Consider the following 14,407-nt stretch of genomic DNA (forward strand, 5'->3'; position numbering starts at 1 on the left):
GTATGGGCCGCGCTCAGCGCGCGCGGCCCTTGAGTTTCGCCTTCTTGATCAGGTCGCCATACTGGTGCGCCAGCAGGTGCGACTGGATCTGAGTCACGGTGTCCATCGTCACGTTGACGACGATGAGCAGGCTGGTACCGCCCATCAGGAACGGAATGCTCATCGACGAGAACACCGCTTCGGGAACGAGGCAGATGATCGTCAGATAGGCCGCGCCGATCACGGTGATGCGGGTGAGCACATAATCGAAATAGAGCTCGGTGTTCTTGCCGGGGCGGATGCCCGGGATGAACCCGCCATAGCGCTTGAGGTTCTCGGCCGTCTCCTCCGGATTGAACACCACGGCGGTGTAGAAGAAGGAGAAGAAGATGATGCCGAGGCCGTAGAGCGTCATGTACACCGGCGAGCCGTGGCGCAGCCAGGTGTTCAGGTTGATGATCAGGTCGCTCCACCAGTTCTCGCCCGCGGTCATGTTGCCGGCGAACTGGGTGACCGTCAGCGGCAGCAGCAGCAGCGACGACGCGAAGATCGGCGGGATCACGCCGGCGGTGTTGAGCTTGAGCGGCAGGTGGCTGCGCTCGGCCTGCACGCCGCGCGCGGTCTGGCGCTTCGGATACTGGATCAGGATGCGGCGCTGCGCGCGCTCCATGAAGCAGATGAAGAGCACCAGGATCGCCACGCCGACGATGATCGTGATCAGGCGCAGCGGATCGATCGAGCCGGTGCGGCCGCTCTCGAACAGCTGGACCAGCGTGGTGGGCAGGCGGGCGACGATGCCGGCCATGATGATGAGCGAGATGCCGTTGCCGATGCCGCGATTGGTGATCTGCTCGCCGATCCACATCAGGAACATGGTGCCGCCGATCAGCGAGATCACTGCGCCGATGCGGAAGACCAGACCCGGCTCGACCACGGGCTGGAGGCCCTGGCTCGCGCCAAAGGTCTCGAGCCCCACCGCGATGAAATAGCCCTGCACCGCGGTCAGCGCGACGGTGCCGTAGCGCGTGTACTGGTTCAGCCGCTTGCGGCCGCTCTCGCCTTCCTTCTTGATCGCGTTGAGCTGCGGCGACAGCGACGTCGCAAGCTGCACCACGATCGAGGCGGTGATGTAGGGCATCACGCCGAGCGCGACGATCGACATGCGGTTGAGCGCGCCGCCGGTGAAGTTGTTGAAGAAGTCGAGCACGCCGCCCTGGGTCTGCTGCGCAAGCAGGTTGAGCTGAGTCGGGTCGACGCCCGGCAGCGGCACGTAGCTCAGCATGCGGAAGACGATCAGCGCGCCGAGGGTGAACCACAGGCGCTTCTTGAGATCGGTCGCCTGGGCGAACTTCGCCAGGTTGATGCTGGAAGCAAGTTGATCGGAGGCGGAGGCCATATTGTATCAGGTCCCGGAAACAGAAACGGCGGATGAGCGTTTCCGCCCCCCGCCGTTCATATAGGGTGTCCAACCCTTTGGGCAATCTGTCCCCGGCCAAGGCTGGGGACAAGTTGCGGCACGGCGCTATGCTGGGCCCCGGCGCAAGGCCGGGGAGCAGCAGGTTACGCCTTGGCGGCAGCCTTCTTGGCTTCCTTGTCGGCCGCGCGCGCCTTCTGCACGACGCGGTGCTTGGCCTTGGCCTTCTCGGCGGCCGGCACGATCTCCGGGATCGTCACGGTGCCGCCGGCCTTCTCGACCGCTTCCTTCGCGCTCTTCGACGCGCCGGCGACGGTGAAGTTCAGCTTGGCCTTGAGTTCGCCCTTGCCGAGCAGGCGCACGCCGTCCTTGCCGCCACGGGTCAGGCCCGCCGCGTTCAGCTCGGCCTGGGTGATGTCGGTCGCGGTCAGCTTGCCCGAATCGATCGCCTTCTGGATCGCGCCCAGGTTCACCTCGGCATAGTCCTTGGCGAAGATGTTGTTGAAGCCGCGCTTCGGGATGCGCATGTGGAGCGGCATCTGGCCGCCCTCGAAGCCCTTGATCGAAACGCCTTCGCGGCTCTTCTGGCCCTTCTGGCCGCGGCCGGCGGTCTTGCCCAGGCCCGAACCGATGCCGCGGCCGACACGGACGCGGCCCTGACGGGCGCCATAATTATCGCGGAGATCGTTGAGCTTCATGGTCGTGCACTCGCTTTCGCTTTTGTCGCGCGTTGAAAAGGAAGCGGGGCCCATAGCGGCGGGATCGGGGTTTGTCACCCCCCTTGCAGCGCGGCCGAGAAAACTACCTTCCCCGCCCCGCGCGCCGGCACGATGCGGCACGGCCCGGAATTCGGCACCCCGCGAGGCGCGACTTCGAACCCCGCAGGGGTTCGCAAGGGCGAACGCCCGCCCGAGCTTATGCGAGGTTCCAAAACAAAAATGGTGCCCCGGGAGAGACTCGAACTCCCGACCTGCGGTTTAGGAAACCGTTGCTCTGTCCTGCTGAGCTACCGGGGCACAATCGGGTTCAGGAAGGCGCGTCGTATCGGGCCGGGCGCGGCCGGTCAATTGCACGCCTCGGGCGGCACCACCGGCAACGGCAGCGGCGCGACGGGGACGCCCTCTTCGATCAGCGCCTTCGCTTCCGCCACGCTGGTCTGACCGTGGATCGGGCCGGCGGGCGCCTCGCCCAGATGCATGGCACGCGCCTTGTCGGCAAAGGCGGTGCCGACCCATTGCGATCCCTCCAGCAGCTTCGCCTGCGCGTCGGCCAGCGCGGCCATCGCGGCCTTGAGCACCTCGGGCGGAGGCACCGGCTGCCCCTGGGCCGGCGGCGCCGATGCCGGCGCGGGCACCGGCGCCTGGTTGCCCTTGGCGCCGACATTGGGCGCCATCACTGCCTTGGCCACGTCCACGCTGCCGCACATCGGACAGGCGACCAGCCCGGCGGCGCGCTGGTCCGCATAAGCCGCGCTCGATCCGAACCACGCCTCGAAGACATGGCCGACACTGCATTTGAGGTCGAAGACGATCACGGGCACCCGGCCCCGTCAGGCCGCGAGCAGCGGGTCGAGTCCGCCGCGCGCATCGAGCGCCGCGAGATCGTCCGAGCCGCCGATATGCTTGCCGGCGATGAAGATCTGGGGAACCGTGGTGCGGCCATGGGCGCGGTCGATCATCTCGGCGCGGTGCGGGCCGCCCATCGAGATGTCGATCTCCTCATATTCGGCATGCTTGCCGTCGAGCAGCGCCTTGGCGCGATAGCAATAGGGGCAGAAGGCCTTGGTGTAGATTTCGATCTTGGGCATCGCGGAATACACCTGTGGTCGCGCCGGGCACTTGTCAATCTACGCCCTCTCCTTCCGTCAGAACACGCGCCCAGCACAGAAGGATCACGCGCGCCGCCCCGCCGCGCTTGAGCGCCCGCACGCAGGCGGCGGCGGTGGCGCCGCTGGTATGGACGTCGTCGACCAACACCACTGTCTTGCCGGCAAGGCGCGCGCGGGCCTGCGGCGCAAGCGCGAAGGCGCCGGCGACGGCCCTTGCCCGCGCCGCCCCGCCCAGCCCGCGCAACACCGGCGTCGCCCTCACCCGCCGCAGCAGGTCGGGCATCGACGGCACGCCATGCGCGCGGGAGAGCGCGGCGGCGACCAGCCCGGCCTGGTTGTAGCCGCGCGACCACAGCCGCCAGCGATGGAGCGGCACCGGAACGAGCAGATCGGCTTCCTCCGGCATCAATCGGGCCATGGCACGCGCCATGGTGCCGGCGCAGGCAAGCCTGCCCGAATATTTGAGCTTGAGCGCAATTCCCCGCGCCACTTCGCCATAGGCAACTGCGGCGCGGATCCCGTCATGCGGCGGCGGATCGGCGATACAGGCGGCGCAGCGGGCGCCTTCGCCCCGGTCGTGATCGAAGGGCGCGTGACAGGCGGCGCACCAGGGCGGGCCGAGGAAGCGCAGGCTGGTCCAGCAGGACGCGCAGAAGCGATGGTCCGCCGGCGTGATCGTGCCGCAGCCCGGGCAGCGCGGCGGCAGCGCGAGATCCGCGATGCGGAGCAGGGAAGCGCAATAGTCGCGGAGCCGGGCCACACTCGCCTTGTCCCCGGCGGCGCGGCGGCGCACAAGCGCGCCATGCCCCATAATGGTTCTAGCGATTCCGCCGAGATCTTCGATCGCGCCCTGCGCCGCAAACGCCGCGACCGCGCCGCGCGCCGCTACGAAGGGTTCCTGCGCGAGCACATGCTCGAAGGGATTCGCGACCGGCTGGCGGCAGTGACGCGCAATTTCCGCGACGTGCTCGACCTGGGCAGCTTCGGCGGCGGCTTCGATCTGGCCGGCGCACGGATTGCGCGGATCGACGCGGGCGCGCGGTTCGCGGCGATAGCGGGCGGCGTGCAGGCCGACGAGGATCGCCACCCCTTTCCCGAGGCGAGCTTTGATCTGGTGGTGAGCGTGGGCGTGCTCGATCAGGTCAACGACGTGCCCGGCGCACTCGCCCTCGCGCGGCGGGCGCTCCGGCCCGACGGGCTGTTTCTCGGCGCCTTTCTGGGCGCGGGCACGCTGGCAACGCTGCGCAGCGTGTTCCTCGAGGCGGAAGGCGAGCGCCCGGTGGCGCGCTTCCACCCGCAGATCGACGTGCGCGCGGCCGGCGACTTGCTCACCCGCGCGGGCTTCGCGCTGCCGGTGGCGGACGTGGAGGCGCTGGCGGTGCGCTATTCCAGCATGTTCTCGCTGCTGGGCGACTTGCGCGGCATGGCCGCGACCAACTTGCTGCCGGGCACCCCGCCCCTCACCCGCACCACGCTCGCCCGCGCCGCAGAGGCCTTTGCCGGACGCGCCGACCCGGACGGCAAGACGGCGGAGCGCTTCGAGATCGTCTATCTGACCGGCTGGGCGCCGGACGAATCCCAGCCCAGGCCGGCCCGGCGCGGGAGTGCCACGGCGTCGCTGGCGGAAGCGCTCAAGGGCAAGCGCTGATAGGCGCCAGCCTCGCCAGCGCTTCCACCAGCGGCACGTCCGCCGGCGGCATCGGCAGTCCGCGCATCTCCGCCGGCACCACCCAGCGGAGCTGCGTCGCATGGTGCGCCACTGCATCCCCCTCCCATGCCCGCAGCGTGTAGAGCAGCAGGAGCAGGTGACGGCCCGCCAGGGGTTCGCTGGCGAAAGCGAGCGGCCGCAGCCCGCGCACGTCGAGGGTGATCCCCAACTCCTCGTGCAGTTCGCGCGCCAGCGCTGCTTCGGGGGCTTCGCCAGGCTCGATCTTGCCGCCCGGAAACTCCCAGAGCCCGGCCATCGGCTTGCCCGGCGGACGCTGCTGGAGGAGCACGCGGCCGCGGGGGTCGATCAGCGCGGCCGCGACCACGAGCAACATATCAGAAGCACTCATCAGCTTTTCGTTAAGCCTCTTCGGCTAGATTATTGCCATCATTGGAGAAGAAGCGCCCCAAATGCGAGCCCTTGTTCGAACGATCCGCGACCTGATCCATGACCGCCGCGCGGCGACCGCGGTGGAATATGGCTTCATCCTCGCGCTCATCGTCATCGCGATGATGGCCAGCCTGGTGAGCGTGGCCAACACCACCACCAGCATGTGGAGCAACGTCACCGACAAGGTGCAGTCGGCCACGCAATCCTGATTTGGTTACGACATCGTAACACTCGGTCTTAGCCGTTTCTTTACTTCCCATCCGTAGTTTCGACGTGCCGAACCGGAGCTTCCGGGGAGGCCGGGTGAATGAAGCAATTCTTGAACACTGGAGACCGGTTATGCAGAAGATCCGCAACTTCCTGAAGAATTCGAAGGGCGCGACCGCCATCGAGTACGGCCTGATCGCCGCTCTGATCGCCGTCGCCGCGATTGCCGCCATGCAGGGCCTCGGCAACTCGCTGAAGTCGACCTTCACCAACGTTTCGTCGAGCATGAAGGTCTCGTAAGCCTTCCGACGAAGCCAATACGAAACGGGCGGCGGGACATTGGTTCCGCCGCCCTTTTCATTGCCATCATTACGTAGTCGGCGCCCGTATCGGGTCGACACCACGCGCGCGCTCTACAATGAGGGCATGAAACACCTCCGCTCAGACAAGCGCGGCGCTACCGCGATCGAATACGGCCTCATCGCCGCGCTGATCGCCGTCGCCGCCATCGCCGCCATGCAGGGCCTCGGCAACTCGCTGAAGTCGACCTTCACCAACGTCTCGGCGGGCATGACGGTGTCGTAGATTTCCTGAACCTGGGAAATCGACCGCTTCACCCGGCGTACAGCCGACTCCCCTATAAGGAAGATATGAAGCAGCTTTCCTCCAAAAGGGCGGTGTCGGCGATCGAGCTCGCGGTGGTCGCGTTCCTGGCGCTCTGCGCGGTGCTCGCGGTCGTCCAGGGCCTAGGCATGATCGGCGCGAGCATGGCCGCCGCCGAGCACGCCGCCCCGGTCCGCTAGGGTCAGATCCGGCCCATCGCCAGGAACTTGGCGCGGCGGGCCTGGCGCAGACTCTCGGGCGACATGCCGTCGAGCTTCTGCAGCGATTCCTCGATCGCATCCCCCAGCGCATGGATCGCCACGCCGGGCTCGCGATGCGCCCCGCCCAGCGGCTCGCTGACGATCCGGTCGATCACCTTCAGCTCCTTCAGATGCTGCGCGGTGACCTTCATCGCCTCCGCAGCCTCGGCCGCCTTGTCGGCGGTGCGCCAGAGGATCGAGGCGCAGCCTTCGGGTGAGATCACCGAATAGACCGCATGCTCCATCATCAGCACGGTGTTGCCCGCGGCGAGCGCGATCGCGCCGCCCGAACCGCCCTCGCCCAGGATCGACGCGACCAGCGGCACGCCGAGATTCAGGCACGCCTCGGTCGAGCGGGCGATCGCCTCGGCCTGGCCGCGCTCTTCAGCCTGCACGCCAGGAAAGGCGCCCGAAGTGTCGACCAGCGTGATCACCGGCAGGTGGAACTTGTCGGCGAGCGCCATCAGGCGGATGGCCTTGCGATAGCCCTCGGGCTTGCCCATGCCGAAATTATGCTTGAGCCGGCTGGCGGTATCGTCGCCCTTCTCATGGCCGATCACCATCACCCGGCGCCCACGGAAGCGGCCCAGGCCGCCCTGGATCGCATTGTCGTCGGCAAAGGCGCGGTCGCCGCCCAGCGGCATGAACTCCTCGATCAGCCCGGCGACATAATGTTTGAAGTGCGGGCGCTCCGGGTGGCGGGCGACCTGGGTCTTCTGCCAGGGCGTGAGCCTGGCATAGGTGTCGCGCAGCAGCTTCTCGGCCTTGGCCTGGAGCGGGGCGATCTCCGCATCGATGTCGACGGCGCCGCCCTCCGCAGTCTGGCGCAGCTCGTCGATGCGGGTCTGAAGCTCGGCGATCGGCTTCTCGAAGTCGAGGAAAGTGGTCATCGCTGCGCGGGCTAACCTTGTAGGCTGTCCGCGTCAACGAGGGCGGCGAGGCAAGGGGCAAGGGGCCGTGCTTCAGCTGATCGCCAGCATGTCCCGTTCAACCAGCCGCCATCGGCCGTCGGCGCCGCGCTTGTACACGATCGCAGAGACGCTGCCGCCGAGCCCGCCCCAATATTCTTCGACGATAAAGGACGCGGTCGCGCCTCCATCGGTGAATACAGGCAGGGACATGCCAAGAGTTGCGATCGGCCAAGGCTCCTTCGCGGTTAGCTGGCGTATCCGGGCATCGTCATGCGGAATACGCGCACCGTCGAGCCAGGCACGAACCTCGGCGCAGCTTCCAACGACGCTGATATCCTGCACCCTATTCTGCGCACGAATCCGCGCGACTTCGGGTGTCTGGGCGTATTGCGGATGCTCCTTCACCCAGCTGTCGATATCCTGCAGCGAGCCGCCCCATCCTGCCGGGCTCGACCAGACTCCAATCGGCTTGGCGGCGTCGGCCTTGAAATCCTTGATATAGGCGAGCGCGATACGGCACTGGAGCGGCGACACCGGGCCGCCACCCGAGGCACATCCCGTTGCGCCGAGCAGCGCCGCGCAAGCCAGCGGGCCGGTCAATCGCATCATTCGCCTCGTTTCCCCAGCGCCTCGCCCAAAGGATGCCGCTGGTTGACCAGTTCGACCAGCCGGCGGCTGTCGACATGCGTGTAGATCTCCGTCGTCGCGATATCGGCATGGCCCAGCATCGCCTGCAGCGCGCGCAGGTCCGCCCCACCTTCCAGCAGATGGGTGGCGAAGGCGTGGCGCAGGACATGGGGGCTGACGCGGTCGGGCGGGATGCCCGCCTCCCCGGCCAGCGCGCGCACCAGCTGATAGAGCCGGACGCGGGACAAATGCCCCTTGCCCGAGGGAAAGAGGAAGGGCCGGTCGGTCGCGACCTGCGCGCGCCAGGCGGCAACGGCGGCGCGGGCGCGGTCCGAGATCGGCACGAGCCGCTCGCGCCCGCCCTTGCCCTTGAGGATCAGATAGGGCCGGTCCGGCGACACGGCATTGCGCGGGAGCGACACCAGCTCGGTCGCGCGCAAGCCCGAGCCGTAGAGCAGCTCGATCAGCGCCAGCAGCCGCAGGTCGTTGGGATCGGGCGGCACCCGGGCGATGCGCGCGGCGATCGCGGCGAACATCCGGTCGACATCCTCGATGCTGAGCACCTTGGGCAATGCGCGCGCGGTGCCGGGGCGCGGCAGCGCGGGCGAGGGGTCGTCCGCACGCAGCTTCTCATCGGCGAGAAAGGCGTAGAAACGGCGCAGCGCCGCCGATTTGCGGGCAACCGTGGCACGCGACAGCGGCTGCCATTCGGCACCGAGCCGCTCCAGCTCCGGCCGCTCCGCCCCGCCGAGCCCGCCTCCGAGGAATTCCGAGGCGAGGCGCAGATCCGTGCCATAGGCAGCGATGGTATTGGTGGCGGCACCCGCCTCCGCCCGCATCATCTCCAGGAAGCGCTCGATCAGCGCGCGATCTTCGGAGACGCTCAAGCCGATCGCGTGACCGCCTCCACGGCGATCATCCGCGCATAGCTGGCCATCCCCGCGGCGCGCATCGACGCGACGATGTGGAACAGCGCCTCGGGAGTCACATTGTCCCAGACGCGCGACTGCATGCCGACCGCGGCGAGCAATGCGACCATCGCCGAATCGCCGCGCCGGCCGGCGGCGTCGATCGCACGGGTCCAGTCGTTCTGCGCGCCGATCTGCACGTCGAGCGCCTGGGCGCCGCGGCGCGCATCGCTCTCCTCGAAGCGGCCGAGGCCGGCCAGGCCGGCAAAGGCCAATTGCGCGCGGCGCTGGCCGGCGGCGTCCTTGAACGCATCGAAATCGCCATAGGCGACGGGCCCCTGCGCGCCCGGATCCCCGAGCGCAAGCAGCCCCCATGCGATGCTGCCGCGCGGCACCACCTGGCGCCACTCCATCGCTTTCGTTTCATAGCCGGCGGAGAGCATCGAGGCGATCAGCTTCTCGGGCTCTTCCACCTTCGCATCGGCCGGGATCCAGGATGCGGCGCGCGCGGTGAGGATCAGCCGCGCATATTGCGTGCGCGGCGTGCGCGCCTCCGCCCAGAGCGTGCGGATCGCCTTGATGCGGTCGCCGACGTCGCTGTCCGTATAGGCGACGCGCAGATCGCGCGCGACGCCGCCTTCGGTGGTGTTGGCGTCGTCGCCCTCGGCGATCTCGCTATAGAGATCGACAAGGCCGGCATTGGAGAAGACGCCCGCCGTGGCGGCCAGTTCGGCCGCGGCGGCGCGCTGGCGGGGAGAGAGCTGCGGCGCGAGCGCCTGCCAATAGCGGACCTGCGGGCCGGCCGTGCCGTAGAGCGAGGCCGGCACTTCCTGGCCGGTCGCGGTGGCAAGGCCCCAGCGCCAGGCAGTGAGCCGAGTGATGCCGCCCCATTCGAGCGTGACCGCGCGGCGCCCCTGGGCGCCGGTGCCGAGCACCTTCTCGGCCAGCAGATTGTCGATATCGCTGGCCGGCGTGCCGCCGCGTGCCTGGTCGAGCAGCTGGCCCGCCTCGTTGGGCTTGCCCGCAAGGCCCGCACACATCGCCCGGGCGAGCGCCCAGCCGCGCTGCTGGATATATTGGTTGCCGAGTTCGGCGATCGGGCAAAGCCCCCCTGGATCGGCGGTGGCGAGCGAGACCTGCATCGCCACCTGGAGCAGGCGCGTCGTGTAATTGTCGGCGTCGACGTCGTTCACCACGGCGCGCGCGGCGTTGGCCTCGCCCATGCGCAGCAGCAGCCAAGCGCGCTCGGCGGCGAAATCGGCGCCGCCGATGTGGCGCGGCGTGTCGAGCGGCGACATCAGCGCGCGGCGCAGCGCGATCGACGCCCAGCGCGACGCCACCGGCGCGCTCAGGCGCTGCATCAGCACCGCGAGCGTCCGGCCATCGGCATTGCCGAAGCCCTTGGCGGGGAACGGCGTGTTGCCCGCGGCGAGCACGCCGACGCGGTTCAGCGAGTGTTTCGCGAAGTCGGGCAGTTCGTAGCGCGAAAGGTCGACCGGGGCGGCGGCGGCCAGGTCCTCGACCGCAGTGGTATTGGAGAGCGCGGTGTCGCCACCGGGCACAGGCACGCTCGAAATCGGCGCGGCGCCGGGCGCAGCGACAGGCGCGGCCGGCGCCGTCGCGGCAGGCGCGGGCGCCGGGCGCGGCGCCGGGGTGGGCGCCGGCTCGTCGAAGCCCGGCGGCAGCAGCGATTCGGGCTTGTCCTGCTGGCCCAGCGCGGGCACCGCCGCACCGGTCAGCAACAGCGCCCCGAAGGCGATGTGGCGGCGCTTAATTCGCGAGATTGTCAAGCGGGACCACCTTCTCCATGCGCACCGGCTCCTTCTTCGTCTCGCGGCCCGCGAGGAAGAAGAGGCCGCCAACCAGGACGACGAGAATGACGATCAGCGCAACGATCAAGCGGGACATGGAAACGGGTCCGGAAATTGTGACTTCGCGGGCCTTTTGCCCGAGACCCGCCCTCGCTGTATAGCCCTTCCGAACATGTTACAAACGCAGGCAGCGAATACCGGGTGGACGGGCAAGGCCATCGTCCTGATCGGCCTCATGGGTGCGGGCAAGACCACGGTCGGCCGGCGCCTGGCGCAGCGCATGCGCCTGCCTTTCGTCGACGCCGATCACGAAATCGAGGCGGCCGCCGGCATGACCGTGGCCGACATATTCGAACGTTTCGGCGAAGCGCATTTCCGCGACGGGGAGCGCCGGGTGATCGCCCGGCTGGTCGATGGCGCCCCCAAGATCATCGCCACCGGCGGGGGGGCGTTCATGAACGAGAGCACGCGCACGCTGATCCTCGAGCATGCGATCGCAGTATGGCTCGATGCCGAGCCGGCGGTGCTGGCGGACCGGGTGCGGCGACGCGACACCCGCCCGCTGCTGCGCGGGCGCGATCCCCAGGCGGTGCTCACCGAGCTCGCCGCGATCCGCAATCCCTATTACGCGCTTGCGCCGATCCGGGTGCCCAGCATAGCAGCGCCGCACGACACCACCGTCGACGCGATCCTGAAGGCCCTCAATCCGTGACAATCGTCCCCGTCGCGCTCGGCGACCGCAGCTATGACGTCCGCATCGAGGCGGGGCTCCTCGCCCGCGCCGGCGAGGCACTCGCCTCGTTCGATAAGGGCCGGCGCCGGGTGATCGTCACCGACGAGAACGTCCTTCCGCATCTCGCCACGCTGCAGGCCGGTCTGGGCCCGAGCGAGGCGATCGTCCTGCCCCCCGGCGAAGGCACCAAGAGCTGGGGCCAGCTGGAAGCGCTGCTCGACCGGCTGCTCGACCTGGGCGTGGAGCGCGGCGACCATGTGATCGCGCTGGGCGGCGGCGTGATCGGCGATCTGGTCGGCTTCGCCACTTCGGTGCTCAAGCGCGGCTGCGGCTTCGTCCAGATCCCCACCACCCTGCTCGCCCAGGTCGACAGCTCCGTGGGCGGCAAGACCGCGATCAACACGCGCGCCGGCAAGAACCTGGTCGGCGCCTTCCACCAGCCGGGCATGGTGCTGATCGATCCCGAGGTGCTCGACACGCTTCCCCTGCGCGATCTGCGCGCGGGCTATGCCGAGGTGGTGAAATACGGCCTGATCGACGACTTCGCCTTCTTCGAATGGTGCGAGGCCAATGCCGCCGCGCTGCTCGCGGGCGATCCGGCGGCGCGCGCGCATGCCATCGCCCATTCGGTGGCGGCCAAGGCGCGGATCGTCGCGGCCGACGAGCGCGAGACCAGCGGCACGCGCGCCCTGCTCAACCTCGGCCACACCTTCGGCCATGCGCTGGAAGCCGAGGCCGGCTTCTCCGACAAGCTGCTGCACGGCGAAGGCGTGGCGGCGGGCATGGCGCTTGCCTTTGCCTTCTCGGCGGCCAAGGGCATCTGCCCCGGCCAGGATGCCGAAAGGGTTGCCGCGCACCTGGCTGCTGCAGGCCTGCCCAATGGGCTGAAGGCGGCGGGGATCACCGCCTCCGGTGCGCGGCTCGTGGAGCACATGCTCCACGACAAGAAGATGAGCGCGGGCACCCTGCCCTTCCTGCTCGCCCGCGGGATCGGCCGGACCTATCTCGACAAGACGGTGGACCTGGCCGAAGTGGCGGCGTTTCTCGACGCACAGGAACGATAGCCGCCTCCCCTCGCTGGCGAATCAAATCTCCCCCGTCAGCGTCAGGGTCAGCGTCCGCGGGGCGATCGGGGTTATCAGCCCGGAGCTGCTCGGGTTCCAGGCGAAGCGATCGGTCAGGTTGGTCACCCGGGCGCGCAGCGACACCGGATGGCCGTCGATCGCGAAGGCCTGGCGCAGCCCGAGGTTGAACAGCGCATAGCCCGGCAGCTCGACGCGATTCTCGCGATCGGCATAGCGCGCGCCGCGAAGGTTCACGCCGCCATCGATCGTCAGCCCCTTCACACCGGGCACGCGCCAGGTGAAATTGGCAAGCGCAGTCGCTTCCGGCCGGCCGATCGGGCGCGAACCGATCACGCCGCTATCGACCAGCTCGCCGTCGATCCTGGCATCGAGCCAGGTCGCGCCCAGCACCGCGTTCAGCCGCGAGGTCAGCGGCCCGGCCAGCGACAGCTCCACACCGCGATGGCGCACCGTACCGACGAAGTCGAACGCGCCCCCCGCATCGATGCCGGGTATCGGCTTGGACAGGTCGAACAGACCCGCGATCAGCGTCGGCCCGCCGGCAAAGGCATATTTCACACCCAGCTCGGCCTGGCGCGAGATGGCGGCGGGAAGCACCGCGCCGCGATTGCTGGCATTGGCCGGCGCGACGCCCGCTTCCTCCAGCCCGCGCGCATAGCTGGCGAAGCCGGTGAGCCGCGAGGTGATCCCCACCGAAAGCGCACCGCCATAGAGCCAGGGCCGCGTCGTCTGCTCGGTCACCGTGCCGTCGAGCGCGCGGACGCGCTTGGCATATTCGACGCGCTGCGCATCGAGGCGCAGCTCGGCCAGCGCCCCGATCGACAGGCGATAGCCGAGCCCGCCGGTCCATTGCCCGACATCGTCGCGCTTGCGCACCGTGCCGAGCGTGACCGCGGGCCGCGCGATCCGCGGCGGATCGTTCACATCGGCAAAGGTGCCGAGCGTGAAGGGCACGCCCGGATCGCTCTCTACCATCGAATCCCGCCGGCGGGCCATGGCGATGATCCGGTGGGTGAGATTGCCGGTGACGAACTGCTTGGCCGCGGTGACCTCCGCCGAGGTCGAGCGGCGCGTCTCGGCGCCGAACAGCAGCCCGCTCGCCATCGCCTCGCGCCCATTGCCGGTGAAGCGCAGCAGGCTGTAGGCGCTATGGTCATAGGGCAGCGCATTGTAGAAGAACGAGGCGCCGAACCGCCAACCCTTGCCGGCCTCCACGTCGGCAAAGGCGCCGATCAGGTCGGATTCGTTGCGCGCGTCCATCCAGGGCTGGGTGCGATTGGTCCAGCGCTTCACTTCGCGCGGCGCATCGGCCGGATTGGCATAATAGGTATCGCCTTCCCGCGGGAACCAGTTGTGGCTCCACAGGCCGGTGATGCGCACGCCCGGCGCCGGCGACCAGCGCGGCACGAGGCCGACCGCAGTGAAGTCGCCCGTGGTGCCGTCGGTATATTGCTGGGCGGGAGTGAGCTGGAGGCCGCCCGCGATCGACCAGCGCCCGTCGGCCGTGCCCGCCGCGCCGCGCAGCATCGCGACCGGTCCCGAGCCGCCCCACCATCCCGCCTCGAGCGAAGCGCGCGCGCCCGCCCCCGCGCCGGGCATCGTATATTGCACCACGCCCGAGGGCGCTGCGAAATCGGTCCGCAGGCCATTGGCGCCGACGCGGATCGCGGTGCCGCCGTTGAGCGGCTGGAGCATGCCGGCGACGCGGACGTAATAATGGTCCTCGATCCGATAATTGCCCGCGGCCTGCAGGTCGAACCCGCGCACTTCGCTCTCCGAATAGAGCCCGACTTCCTCCACTCCGATCCGCCGGCCGAACGCATCGTCGGCGGCGCTGACCACGTCGCCGCTCGCCGGCGGCTGCGGCGCCCGCGCGGTCTGCGCATGGACGGCGGGCGCCGCGAGAAGCGGCAGGCAGAATATCGAATGACGCATGACTGGAA

The 14,407-nt window shown here is 68.9% G+C and carries 19 protein-coding genes and 1 tRNA gene; 7 read left to right on the forward strand and 13 right to left on the reverse strand.

What is annotated here, in order from left to right; all coding sequences use genetic code 11:
• Positions 1-13: 13 nt before the first annotated feature.
• The 6 genes from secY to FFS08_RS12755 form a co-directional block, all read right to left on the reverse strand.
• Positions 14-1,375, reverse strand: a complete 1,362-nt coding sequence (gene secY, locus FFS08_RS12730; protein WP_137862274.1) for a preprotein translocase subunit SecY — start codon at positions 1,373-1,375, stop codon at positions 14-16.
• Between the two features lie 164 nt (positions 1,376-1,539).
• Positions 1,540-2,091, reverse strand: coding sequence for a 50S ribosomal protein L15 (gene rplO / locus FFS08_RS12735; protein ID WP_137862275.1), 552 nt, complete (start codon positions 2,089-2,091; stop codon positions 1,540-1,542).
• Positions 2,092-2,332: 241 nt separating this feature from the next.
• Positions 2,333-2,409: transfer RNA gene (locus FFS08_RS12740), tRNA-Arg, on the reverse strand.
• 47 nt (positions 2,410-2,456) lie between these two features.
• Positions 2,457-2,927, reverse strand: a complete 471-nt coding sequence (locus tag FFS08_RS12745; RefSeq protein ID WP_137862335.1) for a DUF1178 family protein — start codon at positions 2,925-2,927, stop codon at positions 2,457-2,459.
• Between the two features lie 15 nt (positions 2,928-2,942).
• A complete protein-coding gene (grxC, locus tag FFS08_RS12750) occupies positions 2,943-3,200 on the reverse strand; it encodes a glutaredoxin 3 (RefSeq protein ID WP_137862276.1) in 258 nt (85 codons plus the stop codon).
• Between the two features lie 34 nt (positions 3,201-3,234).
• Positions 3,235-4,014, reverse strand: a complete 780-nt coding sequence (locus FFS08_RS12755) for a ComFC family protein (protein WP_502702029.1) — start codon at positions 4,012-4,014, stop codon at positions 3,235-3,237.
• 9 nt (positions 4,015-4,023) lie between these two features.
• Between FFS08_RS12755 and FFS08_RS12760 the strand changes: the two genes are divergently transcribed.
• A complete protein-coding gene (locus FFS08_RS12760; RefSeq protein WP_249341048.1) occupies positions 4,024-4,869 on the forward strand; it encodes a methyltransferase domain-containing protein in 846 nt (281 codons plus the stop codon).
• On the opposite strand, the gene FFS08_RS12765 is transcribed toward FFS08_RS12760, so the two are convergent.
• Positions 4,853-5,278, reverse strand: coding sequence for a (deoxy)nucleoside triphosphate pyrophosphohydrolase (locus tag FFS08_RS12765; protein ID WP_137862279.1), 426 nt, complete (start codon positions 5,276-5,278; stop codon positions 4,853-4,855). The genes FFS08_RS12760 and FFS08_RS12765 overlap by 17 nt on opposite strands.
• Before the next feature lie 61 nt (positions 5,279-5,339).
• Here FFS08_RS12765 and FFS08_RS12770 point away from each other — a divergent pair, with 61 nt between their 5' ends.
• From FFS08_RS12770 to FFS08_RS23470, 4 genes are all read left to right on the forward strand, one after another.
• The gene (locus FFS08_RS12770) at positions 5,340-5,528 is read left to right on the forward strand and encodes a Flp family type IVb pilin (RefSeq protein WP_137862280.1); all 189 of its coding nucleotides are present in this window, start codon (positions 5,340-5,342) and stop codon (positions 5,526-5,528) included.
• Positions 5,529-5,658: 130 nt separating this feature from the next.
• Positions 5,659-5,826, forward strand: a complete 168-nt coding sequence (locus FFS08_RS12775; protein ID WP_137862281.1) for a Flp family type IVb pilin — start codon at positions 5,659-5,661, stop codon at positions 5,824-5,826.
• A 126-nt stretch (positions 5,827-5,952) separates the two neighbouring features.
• Positions 5,953-6,111 (forward strand): Flp family type IVb pilin, encoded by a 159-nt coding sequence (locus FFS08_RS12780; protein ID WP_137862282.1) that lies wholly within the window; start codon positions 5,953-5,955, stop codon positions 6,109-6,111.
• Positions 6,112-6,176: 65 nt separating this feature from the next.
• Entirely contained in the window at positions 6,177-6,329 is a 153-nt protein-coding gene (locus FFS08_RS23470) for a hypothetical protein (protein WP_171012592.1), read from the forward strand.
• 2 nt (positions 6,330-6,331) lie between these two features.
• Here FFS08_RS23470 and FFS08_RS12785 read toward each other — a convergent pair whose 3' ends face one another.
• From FFS08_RS12785 to FFS08_RS23475, 5 genes are all read right to left on the reverse strand, one after another.
• Positions 6,332-7,279: an acetyl-CoA carboxylase carboxyltransferase subunit alpha gene (locus FFS08_RS12785; RefSeq protein ID WP_137862283.1), complete on the reverse strand. Its 948-nt coding sequence runs from the start codon at positions 7,277-7,279 to the stop codon at positions 6,332-6,334.
• A gap of 72 nt (positions 7,280-7,351) precedes the next feature.
• Positions 7,352-7,909, reverse strand: coding sequence for a hypothetical protein (locus FFS08_RS12790; protein WP_137862284.1), 558 nt, complete (start codon positions 7,907-7,909; stop codon positions 7,352-7,354).
• The gene (locus tag FFS08_RS12795) at positions 7,906-8,814 is read right to left on the reverse strand and encodes a tyrosine-type recombinase/integrase (RefSeq protein WP_283214624.1); all 909 of its coding nucleotides are present in this window, start codon (positions 8,812-8,814) and stop codon (positions 7,906-7,908) included. The genes FFS08_RS12790 and FFS08_RS12795 overlap by 4 nt, the downstream gene beginning before the upstream one ends.
• Entirely contained in the window at positions 8,811-10,625 is a 1,815-nt protein-coding gene (locus FFS08_RS12800) for a hypothetical protein (RefSeq protein ID WP_249341049.1), read from the reverse strand. The genes FFS08_RS12795 and FFS08_RS12800 overlap by 4 nt, the downstream gene beginning before the upstream one ends.
• Positions 10,606-10,743 carry a hypothetical protein gene (locus FFS08_RS23475; protein ID WP_167298226.1) on the reverse strand — a complete coding sequence of 46 codons (138 nt, stop codon included), beginning with the start codon at positions 10,741-10,743 and terminating at the stop codon, positions 10,606-10,608. Before FFS08_RS23475 ends, FFS08_RS12800 begins: the two co-directional genes overlap by 20 nt.
• A 75-nt stretch (positions 10,744-10,818) precedes the next feature.
• Between FFS08_RS23475 and FFS08_RS12805 the strand changes: the two genes are divergently transcribed.
• Together FFS08_RS12805 and aroB are read left to right on the forward strand one after the other, a co-directional pair.
• The gene (locus FFS08_RS12805) at positions 10,819-11,358 is read left to right on the forward strand and encodes a shikimate kinase (protein WP_137862285.1); all 540 of its coding nucleotides are present in this window, start codon (positions 10,819-10,821) and stop codon (positions 11,356-11,358) included.
• A complete protein-coding gene (gene aroB, locus FFS08_RS12810; RefSeq protein ID WP_137862286.1) occupies positions 11,355-12,443 on the forward strand; it encodes a 3-dehydroquinate synthase in 1,089 nt (362 codons plus the stop codon). Before FFS08_RS12805 ends, aroB begins: the two co-directional genes overlap by 4 nt.
• A 21-nt stretch (positions 12,444-12,464) precedes the next feature.
• Here the strand turns inward: aroB and FFS08_RS12815 are convergent, their stop codons facing one another.
• Complete coding sequence (locus FFS08_RS12815; protein ID WP_137862287.1) at positions 12,465-14,399, reverse strand: TonB-dependent siderophore receptor; 1,935 nt, start codon at positions 14,397-14,399, stop codon at positions 12,465-12,467.
• Between the last annotated feature and the right edge of the window lie 8 nt (positions 14,400-14,407).

Origin of the sequence: Sphingomonas sp. 1F27F7B (assembly GCF_005503355.1) — a bacterium.
Taxonomy (GTDB): Bacteria; Pseudomonadota; Alphaproteobacteria; order Sphingomonadales; family Sphingomonadaceae; genus Sphingomonas.

Coding starts and splice junctions, on each gene's coding strand:
- rplO (WP_137862275.1), bottom strand. CDS start 2,091: ATGAAGCTCAACGATCTCCGCGATAATTATGGCGCCCGTCAGGGCCGC.
- FFS08_RS12775 (WP_137862281.1), top strand. CDS start 5,659: ATGCAGAAGATCCGCAACTTCCTGAAGAATTCGAAGGGCGCGACCGCC.
- FFS08_RS12805 (WP_137862285.1), top strand. CDS start 10,819: ATGTTACAAACGCAGGCAGCGAATACCGGGTGGACGGGCAAGGCCATC.
- secY (WP_137862274.1), bottom strand. CDS start 1,375: ATGGCCTCCGCCTCCGATCAACTTGCTTCCAGCATCAACCTGGCGAAG.
- FFS08_RS12790 (WP_137862284.1), bottom strand. CDS start 7,909: ATGATGCGATTGACCGGCCCGCTGGCTTGCGCGGCGCTGCTCGGCGCA.
- FFS08_RS23475 (WP_167298226.1), bottom strand. CDS start 10,743: ATGTCCCGCTTGATCGTTGCGCTGATCGTCATTCTCGTCGTCCTGGTT.
- FFS08_RS12765 (WP_137862279.1), bottom strand. CDS start 5,278: ATGAGTGCTTCTGATATGTTGCTCGTGGTCGCGGCCGCGCTGATCGAC.
- grxC (WP_137862276.1), bottom strand. CDS start 3,200: ATGCCCAAGATCGAAATCTACACCAAGGCCTTCTGCCCCTATTGCTAT.
- FFS08_RS12770 (WP_137862280.1), top strand. CDS start 5,340: ATGCGAGCCCTTGTTCGAACGATCCGCGACCTGATCCATGACCGCCGC.
- FFS08_RS12780 (WP_137862282.1), top strand. CDS start 5,953: ATGAAACACCTCCGCTCAGACAAGCGCGGCGCTACCGCGATCGAATAC.
- FFS08_RS12815 (WP_137862287.1), bottom strand. CDS start 14,399: ATGCGTCATTCGATATTCTGCCTGCCGCTTCTCGCGGCGCCCGCCGTC.
- FFS08_RS12785 (WP_137862283.1), bottom strand. CDS start 7,279: ATGACCACTTTCCTCGACTTCGAGAAGCCGATCGCCGAGCTTCAGACC.
- FFS08_RS23470 (WP_171012592.1), top strand. CDS start 6,177: ATGAAGCAGCTTTCCTCCAAAAGGGCGGTGTCGGCGATCGAGCTCGCG.
- FFS08_RS12760 (WP_249341048.1), top strand. CDS start 4,024: ATGCCCCATAATGGTTCTAGCGATTCCGCCGAGATCTTCGATCGCGCC.